Genomic DNA, 20,952 nt, shown 5'->3' with positions numbered 1-20,952 from the left:
TAAAATATATAAGGGCTCAATATATTGAGCCCTTGTATATAGCTTAACTATTTCATTTAAAAAATCGTCACTCCACTTTCCTTATCAAAAAGATGTAGCTTTTCAGGATCTATTACTAGATTTATGTTATCACCATGGTTTAAATCATTACCTCTATCAACCCTTGCTATTATGCTATTTCCTTCTACATTTACATATAAATAAGTTTCAGACCCTAACATTTCTTTTACTTCTACTATTCCAGTTATTAAGGTGTCTTTATATTGTTCTAATTTGCTTTCTCTATTATATATATTTTCAGGTCTTATACCCATAACAGCTATTTTTTTACAATCATCTTTTTCATTAATTATCTTTCCTTTATCTTCTGGTAATCTAATCTTCATTGTTCCAAAGGTTAAATAATAATTATCATCTTCACTTGTTACTTCAACGTCTATAAAGTTCATTTGTGGACTACCTATGAAGCCTGCCACAAACATATTAGCGGGTTGCTGATATACCTTTTGGGGTGCATCAGCCTGCTGCATTATACCGTCCTTCATAACTACTATTCTATCACCCATAGTCATGGCCTCGGTCTGATCATGGGTTACATATATAAAAGTAGTTTGAAGCCTTTTATGTAACTTTACTATCTCTGTTCTCATTTGAACCCTTAGTTTTGCATCGAGATTTGATAGTGGCTCATCCATCAAGAAAACCTTTGGCTCCCTTACTATTGCTCTACCAAGGGCAACCCTCTGCCTCTGGCCTCCCGATAATGCCTTTGGTTTTCTATTTAATAACTCTTCTATGCCAAGTATTTTAGCAGCCTCTTCTACCCTTTTATTAATTTCAATCTTCTTTACTTTCCTTAACTTTAGTCCAAAAGCCATATTATCATATACGGACATATGGGGATATAAGGCATAATTTTGAAAAACCATGGCTATATCCCTTTTCTTAGGTGGTACTTCATTTACCAATTTATCATCTATATGAAGCTTCCCTCCAGTTATTTCCTCAAGACCAGCTACCATTCTTAATGTCGTAGATTTACCACATCCCGATGGTCCTACAAAAACCACAAACTCTTTATCTTCTATTTTAAATGTGAAGTCCTTCACAGCTTTAACATTCCCAGGATAAACTTTGGAAATTTTGTTAAATGTTACTTTAGCCATATTCTTCCCCCCTCTTGTGTTAACGGTTTTTAACTGTTGGTTGAAGGATTATAAATCCCCCAACAACATCTAAAAAACTTTCTAAATAGCCCTTTTCTTTCTTATTCTTTTATAGATTAATATACTTGCAATAGATATTATTATAAATGTAATATTTAATTTTATAGAATCCACTAAAATATCACTATAACCATTGGTTAAGTGGAGAATAAATTTATTATAATTTAATTTAATTAACCTTATATAACTAAATAGGGAGAATAAGTTGTCGGGAATTATATTAGGGGGTATTTGTAGCTTAGGAACTATTTTATATACACCCCAAGCTAGTATCATAGCTATAATTATTTTCCCTAATGCTTTTGAAACTTTCACCTTATTACTCCAAACATATTCATACCAGGTGATAATCCTTTTCTCTTTCTTATATCCCTCTATTATTATATTTAGCTTTATCCTAATAACCTTAACTAATTTTACTAATAAAGATAACAATATATATAGTAATACTAATACAATTACATTCATATATCCATTTATTTTCTCCCTATAGACTATGGTATCAAAAACATCTATCTCCATAGATTTCAATTTAGTTTGAAGTTTTTCTATTTCTAAATAATATCTTCTATCCTCTTCTGTGGAAATATAGTTAATGACTTTTTTTCTCCAATTTAATTTAGTTAAATCTTCATCATATGGGATATAAAGGTCTTTACTGTCTTTGATTATTCCCTTAACTATATATTTTCTATCATTTATTGTTATCTCCCTATTAACACCATTTATTTGCTTAAAAAAGTGATCTGCAACTTTATCTCCTATTACCGCTGTCTTTACTTTATTATCTATATTATAGTTTCCCTGTAATATATTAAGCTTTTTTATCTTCATGTCTTTTCCAGTGGTCATAATTAGATTATAATTTTCATAGTGACTCTCATAATTTATATTATATGTCTTACTTTTAAGCTCTTTATCTAACTCTAATATCTCTTCCCTTGTTATATGTCCTCTAAAATGTAGCTCCGATACATTGGGATTATATATGCTTTTTAAATATAGTTGTCCTGTGAAACAAAGGATTATAATTAATATACATATAATTATCTTTTTTAATTCCATAAAAATACCTTCACTCCATCTGTAATTTTATAGGAAAGATTGGTTATTATCTTTGGATCATCATATCCAGAAAGTCCCTCTAATATAACTTTATCATTCCCAACTGCAATTATCTCTACATCTACTTTTTTTGCCCTATATTCCTTCCCTAATATACCTTCTTTCTCCTCAACCATATAGACTATACCCTTTTCGCCTTTTTCAAACTTTCCAGAGGGTACCACCGCCGACTTAGGTACTGTGTTATATTCTCCCTGGAAGCTATAGCGTTTAACTGCCCTTGATTTTAATTTCTTTCCAACAATTAATTCCTCTTCTATGTCCTTTTGAAATTTACCTTCTATATTTACTTTTCCATCCTTTACAATCTTCTGAAACTTTGTTAATTGAACACGATATTTCGTTTTATTACTATCATCCAATACATCTAAAAACATAGCTCCCCTTACAAATTCATAATCTTCTTCATCTATTTTTCCAACAAATTTTAGGGAATTATTATCTTCAACTTTGGCTATTTCTACTATTACTTCATCCTGGGGTAATATGGACTCTAAATTATTAACAGACATTACTATCCCATCTACCTCAGAATAGTAAATCCCTTTATTGTCTACATTAGAATAAAAAGTCCCCATTTTCCCAACTTTACCCATTTCCCTCTGTATTTCTGCAATCTCACCCTGTAATTTTGCCTTCTTAATCTGGGCTTCTTTCTTTTTCTCTTCTATCTCAGCCTTCTTTATATCTATTTCCTTATTAGTTTTCTCTATATCCTTTTTTACTTCCTCGACTTTAGATTTACTTATAGCACCTGCTTCATATAGTTCCCTCTGTTCCTTTAATGTATTATTTAAGTCTTCCAATTTAGCCTTAAGTAAGTCCATATTTTTTTCATCAACAATATAATTATTTTCATTTATTTTTTTAAGTTCTAAATTTTTGCTATGTAACTGGGAGCTTAGTGTACTTATGTCTTTATATTGATTCTTTACTCCATATCCTGTATTTATCTTGAAAACTTCCTCTCCCTTTTTAACTGCTTCTCCTTCTTCTTTAAAATACTCTCCAACTATCACACTACCGGGAAGTCTTACCTTTAGGGTCTCCTTTGGTTTTATTTCTCCATTCACTTCTATTGATCTTTTTACAGATGTTTCCTCTGCTGATACAACTTTAACTTTAGGTAAAAATAAGTTTATAATAGTTTTTGAGAAAAAACCCATTATAAATACTAATGCAAAAAAACCTATAATAACATTTCGTGTTTTTTTCAATACTTTACTCTCCATTATTTAGATCCCCCCACTATAAGGCCTTCTTTAAGATATTTTTCTCCCTTTATAAAAATAATAATAGCAGGTATTATATAAAGTACAGACCCTGCAAAAAATACACCGTGATCCTCATGATATATACTATCTAAAAATACAGACAATGGTAACTTTTTAGGTGTATCTATAAATATAATAGCCTGTTCTATTAAATTCCAATTATCTATAAATGTTAATATGACTAATGAAAATATTGCTGGCTTCAATAATGGTAATATTATTTTAAACAATATTCTTCCATAACCTGCACCATCAATTCTAGCTGCTTCTATTACTTCATCTGGTATTCCCCGTATAAACTGTCTTAATAAAAATACTCCAAAAGAGGAAAATATCCCAGGTAATATTATTGATAAATGGGTATCTAGTATCTGAATATTTAATATCCTATCTATCTTATCAAATATTAAATAATTGGGAACTAATGTTACCTGAAATGGAAGTAATACAGCCATTATGTAAATTGCAAATATTATATCCCTTCCTTTAAAGTTAATCTTGGCAAAGGCATATGCCGCCAAAATGCCTATTATTATTTGCCCAATTATAATTATAGCGGTAAGTTTTACAGAGTTTAAGAAAAACTTAAAGTATTCTGCCTTTTCCGTTATTATGGAATAATACTGTTGTAGATTAAATTCTTGGGGTATTAACTCTATATCAGATTTTACTATTTGTCCCTCTGTCATAAAAGAATTGGTAAAAGTGAATATTATGGGATATATATACATCAAAGCTATAACAATAATTATAAATATTAATAATCTTTTCATATCAATTATCACCTACTTTTCTAGCATGTCTTTTATCCATATAGAATAATAACAATGCAAATAAGAATATGACTATGGCAAATACATATGCCGCCGATGTAAGCTTTTCATACTGAAGATCTCTAAATTTATTATTCATATAATGTTGTAGCATATATATGTTGGGATTAGGATAACTACCTTGAAGTATATAAACATCTTTAAATACTTTAAATGAATTAATTATGGTTACTATCCCAACAAATACTGTTGTGGGTGTCAAAAGTGGTATTATTACATGCTTTAGTTTCTGTAAATAATTTGCCCCATCTATCTCTGAGGCTTCAATCACCGACTTATCTATTTGTGTAAATCCTGCCAAATATATTATTAGATTGTATCCTGTATTTTTCCATATAAATATTAGTATAACCCCTAACATGGCAAACTCCGTGTTTAAGATATTAAAGGCTCCAAATCCAAAAAGCTTCCTAAAAAAACCCACCGATGAAGCCGATGGTATAGCTATTGGTATTATGATAAACAACTTTACCCACTTTGGCATCTTTACTTCATATAAAAATAATGCGATTACAAAGGATATTATTATTATAAGTGGTATAGATATAATCATAAATATCCCTGTATTTTTAAGTGCTAACCTAAAGGCATCACTTATAAATACATTTTTATAATTCTCTACCCCAACAAAGGTATCATCAAATCCACTTTTACTTACCGAGTATCTCATACCTCCTATAAAGGGAATTAAATAAAGAATAGAAAATCCTATTAAACTGGGAAGTATAAAGAAATAACCTCTAAACTTTTTTATAATTTTCACTATGGTCCCCCTTTCATTTAACCTAATACAAATATATTATTATTAATGATAATACAACATTAGTTGTAATTAACTGTATATATGATTATATTATAACATTTTTAAGTTATCGAAACAATTTTTTTACATAAAATTCATATTTCTTTTTGATATTCCTTCTTATTTAGCACCTTGATTATATCTTTCTTCAAACAATGTTTTAAATTTACAATATTACTGTTTTATGTTATAATCATTTTAATAAATATCTTCACCTTTTCAAAATAAAAAATGGAGGTACACCATGAAAAAAATTATTATTTTTACAATATGTTTATTACTTTTAGTATCATCATTGCCTTCCTTTGCCATTGATGATACTAAAACTACAGAATTACCAAAAACTTTAGAGTTAAGTTTAAAACAAGCTATTGAATATGCAATAAAAAATAATAAAGATTTAAAAGTCCACGAAGCCGACATAAAAAAGTCTAAAGTTACTTACGATGAAGAAATGAAGAAAATAGATAAGTTTAATAAAATGTCTCCCTATGATAAAAAATGGATGCCCTATATTGAAAGAAAAAAGTTTACTAATGGTTTGATAAAGAAAAATGCAGATCTGGCTTTAAAGAAATCAAAATGGAATAAAGCTTTAAGGGAAAATGAAATAAAGTATAACGTGGAAAAATATTATTATGACCTATTACAATCTAAAAAGAATTTAAATATATCTAAGGAGAACCTTGAACTATCTAAAAAGCAATATGAACAAAGTAAGAAAAAGTTTGATTTGGGAAAGATTTCTCACCAACAACTATTATCAATGGAGCTATCATTATCCACAGCAGAATCTAAATACAATGAATCCCTTTTAAAATATAATTTAACTAAACTAGATTTTAATAAAATACTAGGCATTCCATTAACCCAAAATATAGTTTTAACTGATAAAATAGAGTATAATATGCATTTAATCTATAAGATTGATGATGAGATAAAAAAAGCATTAGAAATGAAACCTATAATTAAACTATATGAAGAAAAATACGAAGTAGAAAGAAGGATGCTAGTATCTATTGATGCAAGATATCCAAAAGAAAATAGCAATTATCAAAAACAACTTGTCATTACAGAAGAAATAAAATCTGATTTAGAAAAAGCCAAAGTAGATGTGAAAATGGAAATAAGGTCCTCCTACTTAAGATTAATATCATCTAAAAAACATATAGACCGCTATAGATTAAATGTCCAAAAAGCTGAGAAAAACTTAGAGTTAGCAGAGCTAGGATATAAAGTAGGTGAATCTACTCCAAATGATATTACAAAGGCTAGAATAGATTTTATGAATGCAAAAAAAGATTTGGCAGAACAAATATATAAGTATAATTTAGCATTATTAGATTTTAAATATAGTATTGGTATCGGTAAAAATCAACTACCATAGAAAATGAGCTTCTTTAAAGGGGCTCATTTTTAATTTTAAATTATAAGTTTCAGTGGAAAAATTAAATTTTATTTCTATTCATAAATATCTAAACATATATATTATATGTGGATACTGATTTTTTAAAAGAGGAGGAACTTTTATATGTTTAGAGATGATCAACCTTCATATGTACCCTCTGATCCTGGATTACCACCGCCTCAAATAGATAATCCCACCGATTCAGAAAGATATGCCCTTGCAAAATATGCCCTTACTTTAGCCGGTAGACCTGGAGATTTTGATAATATTATAAGACTTTTATCATCTCCTCCCGATATAACCACCATTGCCAATCCTGGAGAATTTAAAAATATTAAAGTCGGTATAATAGGTGGCGGTGTAGCAGGACTGTCCTCTGCCTTTGAATTAAGAAAACTTGGATTTGATATTACTGTCTTTGAAGCATTAGAGGATCGCATAGGGGGGAGAATTTTTACCTATTATTTTGATAAAAAAAAGGATCTCTATGGAGAACTGGGTGCTATGCGGATCCCGGTAACCCATGAATCCAGTTGGCATTATATCAATCTATTTAATCTAAATACTAGACCATATATACAGGATAATGAAAATGGATTTCTTTATTTGAATAATGTTCGAGTAAGAAATGATGCTGAAGGTAAAAATGTTATGGAAAAAATATATCCTAAATATAACCTTAGAAAATGGGAAAGAAATACCCCTTGGACCGAATTACTAGACTATGCTTTAGAAACACCATTATTAAATATGAGTCCAGAAGTAAGAACACAGCTATTAAAAGTCCATCCTAAATATAGTTATCTTATTAATTATTGGGATTATCATAATATACGTCAAGTAATGGAAATGTCCGGACTAAGCCAATCTGCTATTACACTACTAGCTAATTTATCTCCTTTTACCGGTTCCTTTTTCTATTATAGTTTTATAGAAGTATTACAAGAAAGTAATCCCCTTTTATTTACCTTTTTATATGAAGTTATTGGGGGGATGGTTAATATACCACTGGCTATTTATAATTCCCTTATTAATCCTGCTCCTAAAGAGTATGAAAATATTCCTTATCATAATCTAGGTGATGTAAAGGTATTAACCGGTACATGGATAGATGGTATATATGATTCAAAAGAAGATAATACTGTTATATTAAAATATAAAAATAGACATATGGCTAAACATTTATATGAAAAATTTGATTATATAATATGTGCAAATCCCTTCTCCACCCTTAGAAATATAGAGATATATCCCCTATTTAGAAACAGTAAAATGCAAGCCATTAAAGAAGTGGGTTATTCTGCTGCCCAAAAGACTCTTTTTTTATGTAATAGACGGTTTTGGGAGGAAGGGAGCCCGAATGAACGTATTATAGGTGGTGGCTCCTTCACTGATATGCCTATATCTTCAATATGGTATCCATCGGATCATGGTTATTGTGTTACTAATAATAATAAATATAGCCGACGACTTAAAGATGATTGTTCTCCATTGAACCCTGGAGTTATTACTGCATCATATAACTTTACATCTGATGCCATAAGAGTCGGTAATCTATATGATAATATGGCATTTGAAAAAATTAAAAGACAGGTTGAACAAGTTCACGGATTACCTAGAAATTATTTAGACAGGATAGTTGAAGACTTTGTTACTCTAAATTGGAATCAAGAACCTTGGTCCCTTGGTGGATTCAGTTATTTTAGACCAGAACAAAAAAGGTTATTTTCATATGTTATGAGTCTACCTGAATACAATAATAAAGTTTTCTTTGCAGGGGAACACCTATCCAGTGCCCATGGCTGGATGAATGGAGCCTTTCAAACTGGTATGAAAGCAGCTAATAATATTGCAAGGGTAGCGAAGATACATCGTGGGATTTAAGTACCTACAAATGAATTCGAATCTACTTATACAGTTGACAATTGACAGTGGATAATTGACAATTTAAGGTGTTTTTACTCATTTTGTTCAGTAAAATATTATGTATTAAATCGACGAAAGTCGATTTGTACCTTAACTGTCCACTGTCAATTCTCAATTCTCAACTATATAAACACTTTCCAGTTCATTGTAAAATGTAATTCTATTTTAACCTACTTTAAATCTTCTTCTTTCTGGTGATCCAACTCTTCCCTTAGACTAAGTAGACTTTCCATTAGACTTGGAAAGCCTGCTGTTGGGGCTACCAGTAGTAATACATGTTCTACCTCTTCCCTGCTACATCCTACTTTTATTGCTTTTCTTATATGGGTTCTTAGGGCATAATGATGATGACATGATGCCGATGTTGCCACTTTAATAAGCCATCTAGTTTTTTCATCCAATGGACCACCTTTATGGTGAACCATTTTCCCATAGTTTTCATAAGCTTCATATATGTCTCCATGCTTTTCTATTAAGTACTTTAAATTATTTTCTATGATATCCATTAAAATCTCTCCCTTCCATGATATTAATTTTTCCTATATAAATGTATTATACCCAACAAGTTGTACCTTAAGTACAATTTGTTGGGTATAATAGTTAAAGTATAGTTCTAACATTATATTCTTCTTTTAATCTATCTAGTTTTTTATTAAACTGTTTTAATTTATTAAAATTCCCTTCTTCGTGTAACTTGAAAAACTCCTGTCTTATTTCCTCAATGTTGTTTATATTGCCCCAAAAGTATAGTTCCTGTATTTTTTCTAATATTTCATGTACTAAACTGGACTTAGCTTGAAATATCTCTTGAGCTTCCATTATGTCATCCCTTATCTCAGACATTTCCTTATCTAGTTTAAATGCAGCCTCTGCAGCATTTTTTAGCTTAATCTTTACATGTTTAGGTAAGTCCTGTTTAAATTTATAATTTAAAGAATGTTCAATTGTTGCCCAAAAGTTCATTGCTAAAGTTCTAATCTGAATTTCTGACAATATTTCCCTTTCTCCAAATGCGGTATGTACAGTATATCTAATTATTACATGATAACTTCTATATCCACTTTCCTTTATATTAGTTATATAGTCTCTTTCCTCAACTATTTTTAGATCTTTTCCATTTCTATCTCTTATAAGTCCAACAACTGTATCTATATCTTCAACAAATTGACACATTATTCTAATACCTGCTATATCCTCTATTTTCTCCTCTATATCCTCTAATTTAACCTGTCGCTTTTTTGCCTTCTCAATTATACTAGATATCTTTTTAACTCTACCTGTAACAAACTCTATAGGTGAATATTCATCTAACCTCCTACATTCATTTCTTATACTTTTAAACTTTACTTTTAATTCTTCCACTGCTTGCTCATATGGGATTAGGATCTGTTTCCAATCTTGCATCATGTGTTATTTGACCTCCTATCCAATAATTATAACCATCATTGAACCTATTCTACATCAATACAAAATATTCCTTTGTAATAATTAACTAAAATTTAATTATAATTTCTTAACTGCTTTTTCAATTCTTTCTAACCCCTCTTTTAATATACTTCTAGGACAACCTATATTTATCCTTTGAAAGCCTTCTCCACCTTGTCGAAAAACAGGTCCATCATTTAATCCTACCTTGGCTTCTTCTATCATAAATCTTTTTAACTGCCTATTATTCATTCCTAACCCTCTACAATCTAACCATATCAAATATGTCCCCTCTGGATCTACAACCTCTATTTTGGGAATGTTATTAGCTATATATTCTTTAATAAAATCAACATTTTCTTGTAAATATATAAGTAGCTGATCTAACCACTCTTCACCTTCCCTATATGCTGCCTCTAAAGCTTCTATCCCAAATACATTGGTCATACCTACGTGAATTCTTTCTATTTCTTTGTTAAATTTCTTCCTTAACTTTTTATTAGGTATAATTATTTCTGATGTACTTAGACCTGCTATATTAAAGGTTTTACTTGGAGCCATACAGGTAATAGTATTATTTAATAATTCCCTAGAAATAGAAGCAATAGGTATATGTTTATGTTCTTTATATACTATATCTGAATGTATTTCGTCACTTACTATTAATACATTATTATCAGTACATAGTTTTCCCAATCTTTCTAATTCATCCTTTGTCCATACCCTTCCTGTGGGATTACTTGGACTACATAATATTAACATCTTTGCACCTGATTTTATCTTTTTTTCTAAATCATCAAAGTCAATGAAATATTTACCGTCTTTTAATCTTAATTGGTTATATAAAAGTTCCCTATTATTATTTTCAACAGCAGAAAAGAATGGATAATAAACGGGGTTTTGGACTATTATCTTATCCCCCGGTTCAGTATAGGTCATAACAGCAATATTAATAGCTGGTACTATACCTGGACTAAATTCTATCCAATCCTTTTCTATCTTCCATCCATGTCTTTTATGGATCCAATCTACTATGGCTTCATAATATGAGTCTGGCCTAAAACTGTATCCATATATTCCATGCTTTGCCCTATCTATTAAAGCATCTATTACCGGTTTTGGGGCTTTAAAATCCATGTCTGCAACCCATAATGGTAGGATATCATCTCTACTATATACCCTGTCCATTCCATCCCATTTGATAGAATTGGTTCCCATCCTATCTACAACTTCATCAAAATTATATTTCATTTTAAATTCCCCCTTTTATTATCGTTGTTGGGGGATTCTCAATCCCCCAACTAATTATTTACCCTCTACTTAGTACTTTCTCTACCAAATTTAAATAAGTCTAAATCCTTTGAAGGATTCCCTAAATACATATCCCTCAGCAACTGACCTCCTAGGATAGCATATAGTATTCCATTGGCACCATAGCCTAAGCAAAAATAACAATTTGGCATTTTTTTATATTCTCCAATATAGGGAAGTCCATCGTAGGTTTCCCCAAATATGCCACTAAATTTATACTCTATACTAATATCTTTTATATCCGAAAACATCCCTTTTAATCTCTCTTCTAAAATATTATACTTTTCTATGGATAGGGGATCTTTATGGGATAAACTTGCTATTTTACTATTTCTCTTCTTTATCTCTATGTCTTCTCCACCTATCAGTATCCTATCATCAACGGTTGGTCTTATATAATTGTATGAGTCCTCTGTGTCCCTAATAATACATTTGTTGTGCCATCCATTTATATTGTTAACAGGTCTAGTAGCCAGTGTAAAGGTTCTATATAAGGTTACTATCTCTTCTGTTATATAGTTTCTAGCTTCAAAACCAGTGGCTATAATAGCCTTTTTAGCATTTATTTTAAATTTATTTTTTGTTGTAACTATTACTCCATCATCTAAGTTATTTATATCCGATACCTCGGTATTTTCAAATACCCTTAGCCCCCTTTCAATGGATTTAGAAATTAGACTATGGGTAAATCTATAAGGGTCTATCTCTCCAGCCCCCCTTCTTGAATAGATACCCCCTTCTATTGGAAAGGAAAACATTTTTTCCCCCTTGTTTTTATCTATAAACTCAACATCAAACCCATGTTCCTTCCTTAGTTTATATTCCCTTTCTAATGACTCTTTATCAAATTTTTTATTGGAATAATATAAACAGTCTCCATAAGTGAAATCACAATTATCATCTAATTCTTCTATAATATTTCCTATATCATATACTGCTTTTTCACATAATTTGAAGGCCCTAACTCCATTATCTTGTCCAATCATGGTGCTAAGTCCTACTAAATCTGTATCTATTTCGTACTGTAATATTGATGTGGAGCCACTGGTGCTACCGTATCCTATAATGTTTTTCTCTAAAATAACAGCATCAATTCCAGCCTTAGCAAAATAATATCCACATATGGCCCCTGTAATACCTCCCCCTATTATAACTACATCACAGCTTATATTTTCACTTAAGTAAGTATATTTTTTAGGTATTCTATTGACTTTTGTCCAAACAGTATCTCCAGAAACTAGTTTCATCTTTATTCCTCCATATAATTTTTTCCTTACTAGTTTCCGTATTCTATAAAATTATATTCAATATTATTTGTGTTATTATAAATACTTCTACATTTTAGTTACAAATCCTTTAATCCAAAGGCCTTTATTCTGTGTAAAATACAAAATACAGAGCGCAGGAAATTGGTGATTCCATCAATATGTGTAGGAATTCAATAAATAAAATCTAAGTATACTTAACTATTTTTATTTATATTGTTTATTTATTAAGTCAAAATGCTATAATTATAAATAGAGATTTTTTATAAGATTTTGGAGTGATTAAATGAAAATATCAAGATTAAAAAAGCATATGGACAATTGGACCTATGAAAAGGGCCTTAATTACTATAATAAAAACAGAGTTATTGGTGGTTCCTATGACTCTAGAAAAAACAGAATCATAGGTTTTGTATTGGGAACTGAATTATATGAAGTTAACTTTAACTTTGATATATATAATGAAATAAAAAGTGTATCATGCTCTTGTCCTTATTTTGAAAGTGAAAATAGGGTTTGTAAACATATAACCGCCATGTATTTATATATAGAAAATGGAAATACAATAGAAAAATTAAATAAAACTAAAGAGAAAAAGTTTTCTGACCCTGCGTCAATGTTTCTACAGCAATATGTCAATGTTCAAAATGACAGACCAAAGGATACCCTCACCACCCTGTATAGAATTCATTGCTATCAAGATTATAACCGTCTGTCAGTTAGATTATCTATTAAATTAGGTATAGATAGACTGTATGTAATTAAAGACATTCCTTCACTTTTAGATGCCATGGCTAAAAATAAATCTCTATATTTTGGTCAGAAGTTTACCTTTGACCCCAGTAGCCATAAACTTAGCAAAAGAGATAAAGAGATTTTTGACTTTATAAAAGAACTATACTCTATACAGGAATCTGCAAGTTATAAGTTTAATAGAAATGTTTCTATTATAAATCAAAAAGATATAGACTTAAGTGAAAATATGTTTATAAAATTTTTAAAATTACTTGGTGATACTCCCTTTGAACTTCACTTCGAATATGATGTCTATTCCAATGTTACAACGGATTTTGACACCATCCCATTTGATATAGATATAAAAAGTGAGGATTCAGATGTAATAGTAGATTTAGATATAGATGAAGACTTAATAATTATGTCAGACAAGGATACTTTAGTATTTTTTAAAGATAGAAAACTTTATTTAATAGATGAACATAATAAGATATATCCCTTTGCCAAAATATATGTTGATAGACATATTAAAACCATAAAGTTTGGCAACGAAAATAAGAGAAACTTTTTATCCTATTTATCTAATTTTAGAAATGAACCAATAATTAATTTATCTACGGATATAAAGGATAAATATATTGAACATCCCTTAAAATCACAGTTATATTTTGATAAATATAAAAATGGTATATCCATAGAAGTTAAGTTTATATATGGAGATGAAACCATAAATCCCTTTTCAAAGGAAAATACAAATCCCTATATAATAAGGGACACCAATAAAGAAGAATATATATATAACTTATTGGAGAAATATGGTTTTAAAGTCTATGATGGTTTTCTTCATCTCCAAAACTCAGAAAAAATATATGATTTCTTCAAAAACACTGTAGATTCTCTAAAATCAATTTGCGATATATATTACACCGATGGAGTGAAAAATTTCTATGCCGAAAATATAAAAATCACCAATTCATCTATAACGTCATTATCTGGTGGTAATTTGTTTGATTTAAATATTGATATTGAAGGTTTTGATAAAGAAGAAATTGGGGAGATATTAAGGGCCATTAAAGAAAAGAAAAAATATCATAAATTAAAAAATAATAAATTGGTCTCTTTAGAAAGTGAAGGGGTAGAAAAAGTTGATACTTTATTAGAACACATAGAAAAGGATGAAATTACAGATAACATCATATCCTTAAGTAAATATAGAGCAGTTAATGTTTTTAACTCAATGGATGGTAAAGACAGAATCTTCTTTGATAATGAAGATAAAATAACAGATATCATAAAATCAATAAAAAACTTTGACATATCAGATATAATTATCCCCTCTAATTTTAAAGATATATTAAGGGATTACCAGATTAAAGGATATAAATGGTTAAACACTTTAGCCCATCTTGATTTAGGGGGAATCCTTGCCGATGATATGGGGCTGGGTAAAACTCTACAAGCTATAACTTATATATATAATTTGAAGGGAGAATTTCCTTCATTGGTTATAGCCCCATCTTCCCTTATATATAATTGGCAAGATGAAATAGAAAAGTTTGCTCCAGATATTAATTCCATTGTTATATCGGGGAGCAAGGATAGTCGCAGGGAACTAATATCTACTATCAGTAGTTATGACCTAGTCATTACTTCCTATCCTCTAATTAGGAGGGATATAGAGTTCTATAATGAGTATAGATTTGCCTGTTGTATACTAGATGAAGCCCAACATATTAAAAATCCTAAGTCAGTAAATGCAACATCAGTAAAATCTATTAATGCTAAACATAGGTTTGCCCTAACCGGTACACCTATTGAAAATTCCCTTACTGAACTATGGTCCATATTTGACTTTATTATGCCAGGTTTTCTGTTATCCCATGGAAAATTTAATGAAAAATTTGAAAAACCTATAGTTCAAAGTAATGATAATAATAAATTAAATAGACTAAATAAGATAATTTCTCCCTTTATATTACGTAGAAAAAAGAAGGATGTTCTAAAGGAACTTCCTGAAAAAATAGAAACTAAATTATCCTGTGAATTAACCCCTAAGCAGAAAAAAATATATAATGCTTATATTTATAGAATTAAAGAAAATATATCAAAGAAAATATCAGAAGATGGTTTTAATAAAAGTCGGTTTGAGATATTATCCCAGATAACTAGATTAAGGCAAATATGTTGTCACCCATCCATATTTATAGATAACTATGATGGTAAAAGTGGAAAATTGGAATTACTAATGGAACTTATGGATGATTTAATAGGGTCTAATCATAAAATCTTATTATTTTCCCAATTTACCTCTTTACTTAGTATAATAAAATCAAATTTAGATAAAAAAAATATATCCTATAACTATCTTGATGGTAACACCAAGGTAGATACTAGACTTAATCTAGTTAATGAATTTAATAAAGGGGATAAAAATGTCTTTTTAATATCCCTAAAAGCCGGAGGTACTGGACTTAATCTAACCAGTGCAGATACCGTTATCCACTTTGACCCTTGGTGGAACCCAGCCGTGGAAGCTCAAGCCTCCGATAGGGCCCATCGCATAGGGCAAAAAAATACTGTTAATGTATATAAGCTTATTACAAAGGATACAATAGAGGAGAAAATATATGGTCTACAAGAAAAAAAGAAAAAACTAATAGATTCGGTTATTAAAAAAGGAGAAAGCTTTATAAGTAGTTTAAATGAAGATGATATAAGGGATTTGTTTGAGTTTTAGTTTAAGTTTTAGTTTTAGTTTTAGTATATTGTTAAAGGTTATATTTAATAATACAAGTTTTTTACTGATTAATATTATCTGGCATTAAAACCGGACAGGGCATGCCCTGTCCCTACTTTAGATTACTGAAAAATAAAAAGAATTTTGCCAAAGGCAAAATCCTTTTTATTATTTTACTCAACCTCAATCTTTTACTCTGTTTTTATCGCCTTTAATGCACTAAGTTTCATTGCCCTTCTAGCTGGGAAATATCCTGCTACAAGTCCAACTATAGTTGAAAATCCTAAAGCCCCTAAAGCCAGCCACATTGGAATTATTGATATCTTTCCAGGACCTTCCGTTGCATAGGTGGAAATCAACTCAAAACCCGAATTATTTAATACATATGATGCTAGATAACTAATCCCGACTCCAAGAACTCCCCCTAAAAAACCTATCATTGAAGCTTCAAATAAGAATAATTTTTTTATATCAGAAATAAGTGCTCCTATTACCTTCATTATACCTATCTCTCTAGTTCTTTCATATATTGACATTATCATGGTATTAGTTATACCTATAGCTGCAATAAGTAATGACACAGCCCCTATAGCACCTAGTACTTTCCTTATACCTGCTGATGCATCCTTCATTGATTCTAGCATATCATTTGGACTAAATGTTTCAAATCCCATATTTTTAATTTTCTCTTGTATTTCATTAACATCATTTATATCTTTTACCTTTACTTCTACTTGTTCATATTCATCTGTATTATCTCGTCCCATCATGCCATTTCTACTCCTAGATTGTCTTTTTTCATACTTTTTCTTATCTTCTATAATTTCCTTAACTTGATCCATTGTCATATATACAGCCCATCTCCTGTTAAGTCTTTTCCCCTCTTTTAATACTCCTACTCCCGTTACTCTATAGGGCCTCACTGGTCTTTTATTGTCTTTGTCATCTGTTGATTTTCTCTCCCCATAATTCATATCATAGGTAAGTTCCATACGATCCTCAAGTAGATCTATATCCGGTTCTTCACTTTCCCCATATCTATTTCTAGAACCACTTTTTCTGAACCTTCTTTTTATTCCGTTACTAAAAACTAAAGATAATTTGTCATTTTCATTCAGTAACCGTCCTTTTTCTACTTCAAAACCCAACTTTTTCATAGCCTCCGGTTCAATACCCACAACTGGAACATAGGCACTATAACGTCCAGATATTAATTTAAGTTGAGTTTCTAGATGTGGATTTACAACGTCTACTCCTGGAATCTTAGACATTTTAGCTACAGCTATATCATTTAATTTAGCATTTCTGTTCATTCTTGGAGTATCATTTTCCTCCATTCCTTCATAATTAAAGGGTTTATAGACATTTATAATGCTAAGACTTCCCATTTCTTCTACTGTATTTTTAAAGCTTTCATTCATTCCAATTCCAAGGGATACCATAAGAAGTATTGATGTAGTACCTATTACTACCCCTAATATGGTAAGGAAGGTTCTTAATTTACGTCTCCATAAATTCTTAAGTCCCAACCTTACTAAGTCAATCTTATTCATCGAAATCCATACCTTTCTTCTCTTTTATCTTCTTACGGATTATAAATATGGCTCCCAATAATATAATAGTTCCTAAGCCAGCCCATAGATATTTATTCTTCCATATGCTACCATTTTCCTCTTCACCTTCCATAGGTGGCTGTTCCATAGGTGGTCCATTTTCATCCATAGCTGGCATCTCCATAGCATTAATAGAAAAGTCCTTTGTTACTTTTATTTCTTCTCCCGATACATCTTCATAGGTTGCAACTATTTTACCCTCTGTCTTTCCTGCTTGGTTTGGTATAACCATTCCTTCAAAGTAGTCACTATATCCAGAATCAAAGTTACCAAAGAAGAAACTTCCATTTTGTGTATCAAAGTCCCCTTGTAACTCCACCTTAAGATTTCTTAAATCAACCCTACCAGTATTATAAATCTGAAGAGATACCGGTGATGGTTGACCCACATAGGCTTCCGGTGGTATTTCAACATCTCCTATTTCTAATTCTGTTGGTTGTTTTACATGTATACCTATAAGTTCCTTTGCTGTATGTTGTTCTCCTTTGCCATCTTCATACTCAAAGTTGGCAGTTACTTCATAATATTTTGGTTTTGCATCGGGCATAGTATACATCTTTAGACTTCTTGCAGCCGTTTGTTTAGGTCCAATAGAGTCTATATAAAATGTGTTACTACTTTTTACAGGGGTAAATACATTTCCCGTACCCACATTCTCATCGGTTTCCTGTTCTATAGTCAAAAATACCTTTATATTTCTTATTAACTTTGATGAGTGGGTATTTTTAAACTGAAGATATAAATCAAACTCTTCCCCCGCATTTACAATAACAGGATCCGATTTATATTCACTTACTATTATTTTCGGCACACTTTTACTATTACCTTGTCCATTATCTATATTAACTCCTACATACTGACTAAAAGTATATTTCTCTGATTTATTACTTTTATCATCTTCATATTCTACATTTATAGCTATAGGATAGTTTCTACTCTCTGCTTTATCTGTTGCACACAAAATAAATTCCATAGGAACTTTATCTCCTGGAGATATGTTTCTAATAATCTTTATATTTTGAGACTTAGGAATTATATGTTCTTCTGTCTCTATGGAAACTTTTGCATTTTGAGCATTGTATCTCCCGTTATTTACTAAATCAAATTTAATAGAAAAGTTCTCATTTACATTATAACTCTCTTTTAACGATTCTAAATTATCTATAGAAATATTTGATTTACTAGTACCCTCCGATCGAACATCTAAGAAAAATTTCTGTTCATCAGTGTACTTTTCCTTTGAATCATCAGTATATTCTATTTTAAATGTTAAAGGGTAACTTCCCGACTCCATTTTATCAGATGCCTGTAATAAAAAATCAATAGTTTCAATTTCACTATCATCTATTGAGTTTATATATCTAGTGTTTGTTCCATATCCTAAAGTAAATCCACCTGGATTTAAACCTTCCAAAGTTACTTTTATATCTTTAGCATCTAAACTTCCCTTATTTTCAATTTCTAAAAATATTAATGATTCACTACCAGATTCAATAAAATCTTTTTCCATAAAATTAGGATTCATTATAAGTCTTGGTGGTACATTATTATTTGTAACTTTAATATATATAGTATCTGACCCCGTAAATTCATTTCCAGCTCTATTTGTAAATTTATATTCAAGTTTTATTGGATAACTACCTGATTGGGCAGTCTTCTCTACTTCTATATCTAATTCTATATCCTTACTCTTTCCATCATGTATTCTATTAAAATCAAAACTGTTATCTCCATTAAAAAATATTGGGCTACTAGACTCTTCTATAACTGCAGAAATAATAATATCTTGGGCATCGTATGAACTGGCATTTCTAATTTCTAAGTCTATATCTTCACTATCTCCAGCTTCTACATCATATGTGGATTCATCATCTAGTTTTAAGTATGGCCTGTGTTTCTTTGTATCCTCTTCTTCCTCATCTCCCTTATTCCCAACTTTTACACCGATGTTATCCTTTATAAAATTTTCTTTATCACTATTTTTTATCTTATATTTAAAAGTAATAGGAATTCTTCCATTTCCTGTGCCAGTATATACTAGCTTTAAGTCCTTTATTACAATTGTAGCATATTCTTCCTTATCCTCTTCTACTTCTCCATCTTTACCTGATAGATCAACTCTTATTTTAGAACCTTTATCTTTTATGTAAAATGAAGAAGTATCTATTTCTAAATATAAATATTCTAATTCATCCTTTATTAATTCTTTTGTTTTTTCATTTCCATCACTAATATTCATTATTCCTTTATCTAATCTTATTATCATATCTTTCACTTCAAATTCTTCATTAGGATAAATCAAATCATCCTTGATGCCATCGTCCTTAATTTCAATGGCAATACCACTTGCATTATCTTTATCTTGTGCAAAAACTATAGGATCTATTAACCCCATTACCAAAATAATTACCATGAAAAAACTAAAAGTTCTACAGTATCCCCTCATAATTTATTTCCCTCCTGTTGTTATTTTCTTGAATTTTTTCAATATTTCCATCCCTCATATGGACTATCTTATGGGCAAAATCTGCTATTTCCACATCATGTGTTACTATAATAAGGGTTTGGTTATGTTCCTCTGCTAAGTCAATAATTAGCTTCATTACTTCCTCAGTTGTGCTTGTATCAAGATTTCCTGTGGGTTCATCGGCAAATAATATTTGAGGGTTGTTTATAAATGATCTGGCTATACTAACCCTTTGTTGTTGTCCTCCACTCATCTCTGATGGTTTATGATTAACCCTTTTTTCTAACCCCACCGCCTTTAACATCTTTAAAGCCCTTTTTTTCCTTACCTTAGCTGGAACTCCTTTGAACATTAATGGCATAGTTACATTTTCAAGGGCGGTCAAGGACGGTAGTAGATTATATGATTGAAATACAAATCCTATAAACTTCTGTCTAAATACTGCCAACTGATTTTCAGTCATTTTTTCCACTGGATAGTTCTTAATCAGTATACTACCTTTAGTTGGCTTCTCTAAACCAGCCATCATATTTAGCAGTGTAGATTTGCCAGAACCCGATGTTCCCAATAGACAACAATATTTACCTTCTTCTACTTCTAAATCCACATTATCAAGGGCTACTATCTTCTCTTGCCCCATTCTATAAACCTTTCTAACCCCTTTTACTTCAACGATATTCCCCAATATATTCCTCCTTCCTGTCCAAACCCTCTTTTAATATTTATTTTTTTATATATAATTTATTATTACATCTTGAAAATGATACTAATTTGTAACAATAATTGTTCATAGCTTGTCTACTAT

The 20,952-nt window shown here is 30.3% G+C and carries 15 protein-coding genes; 3 read left to right on the top strand and 12 right to left on the bottom strand.

Features of this window, described 5'->3' with window-relative positions; all coding sequences use genetic code 11:
* Nucleotides 1-56: 56 nt before the first annotated feature.
* From V6137_RS06295 to V6137_RS06275, 5 genes are all read right to left on the bottom strand, one after another.
* The gene (locus tag V6137_RS06295) at nt 57-1,166 is read right to left on the bottom strand and encodes an ABC transporter ATP-binding protein (protein ID WP_425447047.1); all 1,110 of its coding nucleotides are present in this window, start codon (nt 1,164-1,166) and stop codon (nt 57-59) included.
* Between the two features lie 81 nt (nt 1,167-1,247).
* Entirely contained in the window at nt 1,248-2,291 is a 1,044-nt protein-coding gene (locus V6137_RS06290; protein WP_425447046.1) for an ABC transporter permease, read from the bottom strand.
* Nucleotides 2,282-3,583 carry an efflux RND transporter periplasmic adaptor subunit gene (locus tag V6137_RS06285; RefSeq protein WP_425447045.1) on the bottom strand — a complete coding sequence of 434 codons (1,302 nt, stop codon included), beginning with the start codon at nt 3,581-3,583 and terminating at the stop codon, nt 2,282-2,284. Before V6137_RS06285 ends, V6137_RS06290 begins: the two co-directional genes overlap by 10 nt.
* Nucleotides 3,583-4,398 carry a carbohydrate ABC transporter permease gene (locus V6137_RS06280; RefSeq protein ID WP_425447044.1) on the bottom strand — a complete coding sequence of 272 codons (816 nt, stop codon included), beginning with the start codon at nt 4,396-4,398 and terminating at the stop codon, nt 3,583-3,585. The genes V6137_RS06285 and V6137_RS06280 overlap by 1 nt, the downstream gene beginning before the upstream one ends.
* A gap of 1 nt (nt 4,399) precedes the next feature.
* The gene (locus V6137_RS06275) at nt 4,400-5,221 is read right to left on the bottom strand and encodes a carbohydrate ABC transporter permease (RefSeq protein WP_425447043.1); all 822 of its coding nucleotides are present in this window, start codon (nt 5,219-5,221) and stop codon (nt 4,400-4,402) included.
* A gap of 283 nt (nt 5,222-5,504) precedes the next feature.
* Here V6137_RS06275 and V6137_RS06270 point away from each other — a divergent pair, with 283 nt between their 5' ends.
* Both V6137_RS06270 and V6137_RS06265 read left to right on the top strand, forming a co-directional pair.
* Entirely contained in the window at nt 5,505-6,647 is a 1,143-nt protein-coding gene (locus V6137_RS06270) for a TolC family protein (protein ID WP_425447042.1), read from the top strand.
* A gap of 144 nt (nt 6,648-6,791) precedes the next feature.
* Nucleotides 6,792-8,552 (top strand): flavin monoamine oxidase family protein, encoded by a 1,761-nt coding sequence (locus V6137_RS06265; protein ID WP_425447041.1) that lies wholly within the window; start codon nt 6,792-6,794, stop codon nt 8,550-8,552.
* A gap of 212 nt (nt 8,553-8,764) precedes the next feature.
* Here V6137_RS06265 and V6137_RS06260 read toward each other — a convergent pair whose 3' ends face one another.
* The 4 genes from V6137_RS06260 to V6137_RS06245 all read right to left on the bottom strand — a co-directional run bounded on the left by V6137_RS06260 (nt 8,765) and on the right by V6137_RS06245 (nt 12,577).
* Nucleotides 8,765-9,100: a carboxymuconolactone decarboxylase family protein gene (locus tag V6137_RS06260; protein WP_425447040.1), complete on the bottom strand. Its 336-nt coding sequence runs from the start codon at nt 9,098-9,100 to the stop codon at nt 8,765-8,767.
* Between the two features lie 94 nt (nt 9,101-9,194).
* Nucleotides 9,195-10,001, bottom strand: a complete 807-nt coding sequence (gene yjbM, locus V6137_RS06255; RefSeq protein WP_425447039.1) for a GTP diphosphokinase — start codon at nt 9,999-10,001, stop codon at nt 9,195-9,197.
* Between the two features lie 96 nt (nt 10,002-10,097).
* A complete protein-coding gene (locus tag V6137_RS06250) occupies nt 10,098-11,270 on the bottom strand; it encodes a MalY/PatB family protein (protein WP_425447038.1) in 1,173 nt (390 codons plus the stop codon).
* Nucleotides 11,271-11,335: 65 nt separating this feature from the next.
* Nucleotides 11,336-12,577 (bottom strand): NAD(P)/FAD-dependent oxidoreductase, encoded by a 1,242-nt coding sequence (locus tag V6137_RS06245; protein ID WP_425447037.1) that lies wholly within the window; start codon nt 12,575-12,577, stop codon nt 11,336-11,338.
* 304 nt (nt 12,578-12,881) lie between these two features.
* On the opposite strand from V6137_RS06245, the gene V6137_RS06240 reads away from it, so the two are divergent.
* Nucleotides 12,882-16,067: an SNF2-related protein gene (locus tag V6137_RS06240; protein ID WP_425447036.1), complete on the top strand. Its 3,186-nt coding sequence runs from the start codon at nt 12,882-12,884 to the stop codon at nt 16,065-16,067.
* A gap of 191 nt (nt 16,068-16,258) precedes the next feature.
* On the opposite strand, the gene V6137_RS06235 is transcribed toward V6137_RS06240, so the two are convergent.
* Genes V6137_RS06235 through V6137_RS06225 form a run of 3 tightly spaced genes read right to left on the bottom strand, consistent with a single transcriptional unit; the run spans nt 16,259 to nt 20,832 of the window.
* A complete protein-coding gene (locus V6137_RS06235; RefSeq protein WP_425447035.1) occupies nt 16,259-17,620 on the bottom strand; it encodes an ABC transporter permease in 1,362 nt (453 codons plus the stop codon).
* Entirely contained in the window at nt 17,613-20,126 is a 2,514-nt protein-coding gene (locus tag V6137_RS06230) for a COG1361 S-layer family protein (RefSeq protein ID WP_425447034.1), read from the bottom strand. The genes V6137_RS06235 and V6137_RS06230 overlap by 8 nt, the downstream gene beginning before the upstream one ends.
* The gene (locus tag V6137_RS06225; protein ID WP_425447033.1) at nt 20,110-20,832 is read right to left on the bottom strand and encodes an ABC transporter ATP-binding protein; all 723 of its coding nucleotides are present in this window, start codon (nt 20,830-20,832) and stop codon (nt 20,110-20,112) included. The genes V6137_RS06230 and V6137_RS06225 overlap by 17 nt, the downstream gene beginning before the upstream one ends.
* Between the last annotated feature and the right edge of the window lie 120 nt (nt 20,833-20,952).

This window comes from Dethiothermospora halolimnae, assembly GCF_037577855.1.
GTDB classification, from domain to species: Bacteria; Bacillota; Clostridia; order Tissierellales; family VENL01; genus Dethiothermospora; species Dethiothermospora halolimnae.
Note: the sequence above shows the minus strand (reverse complement) of the source record. Positions and strands in the feature narration are given on the sequence as shown.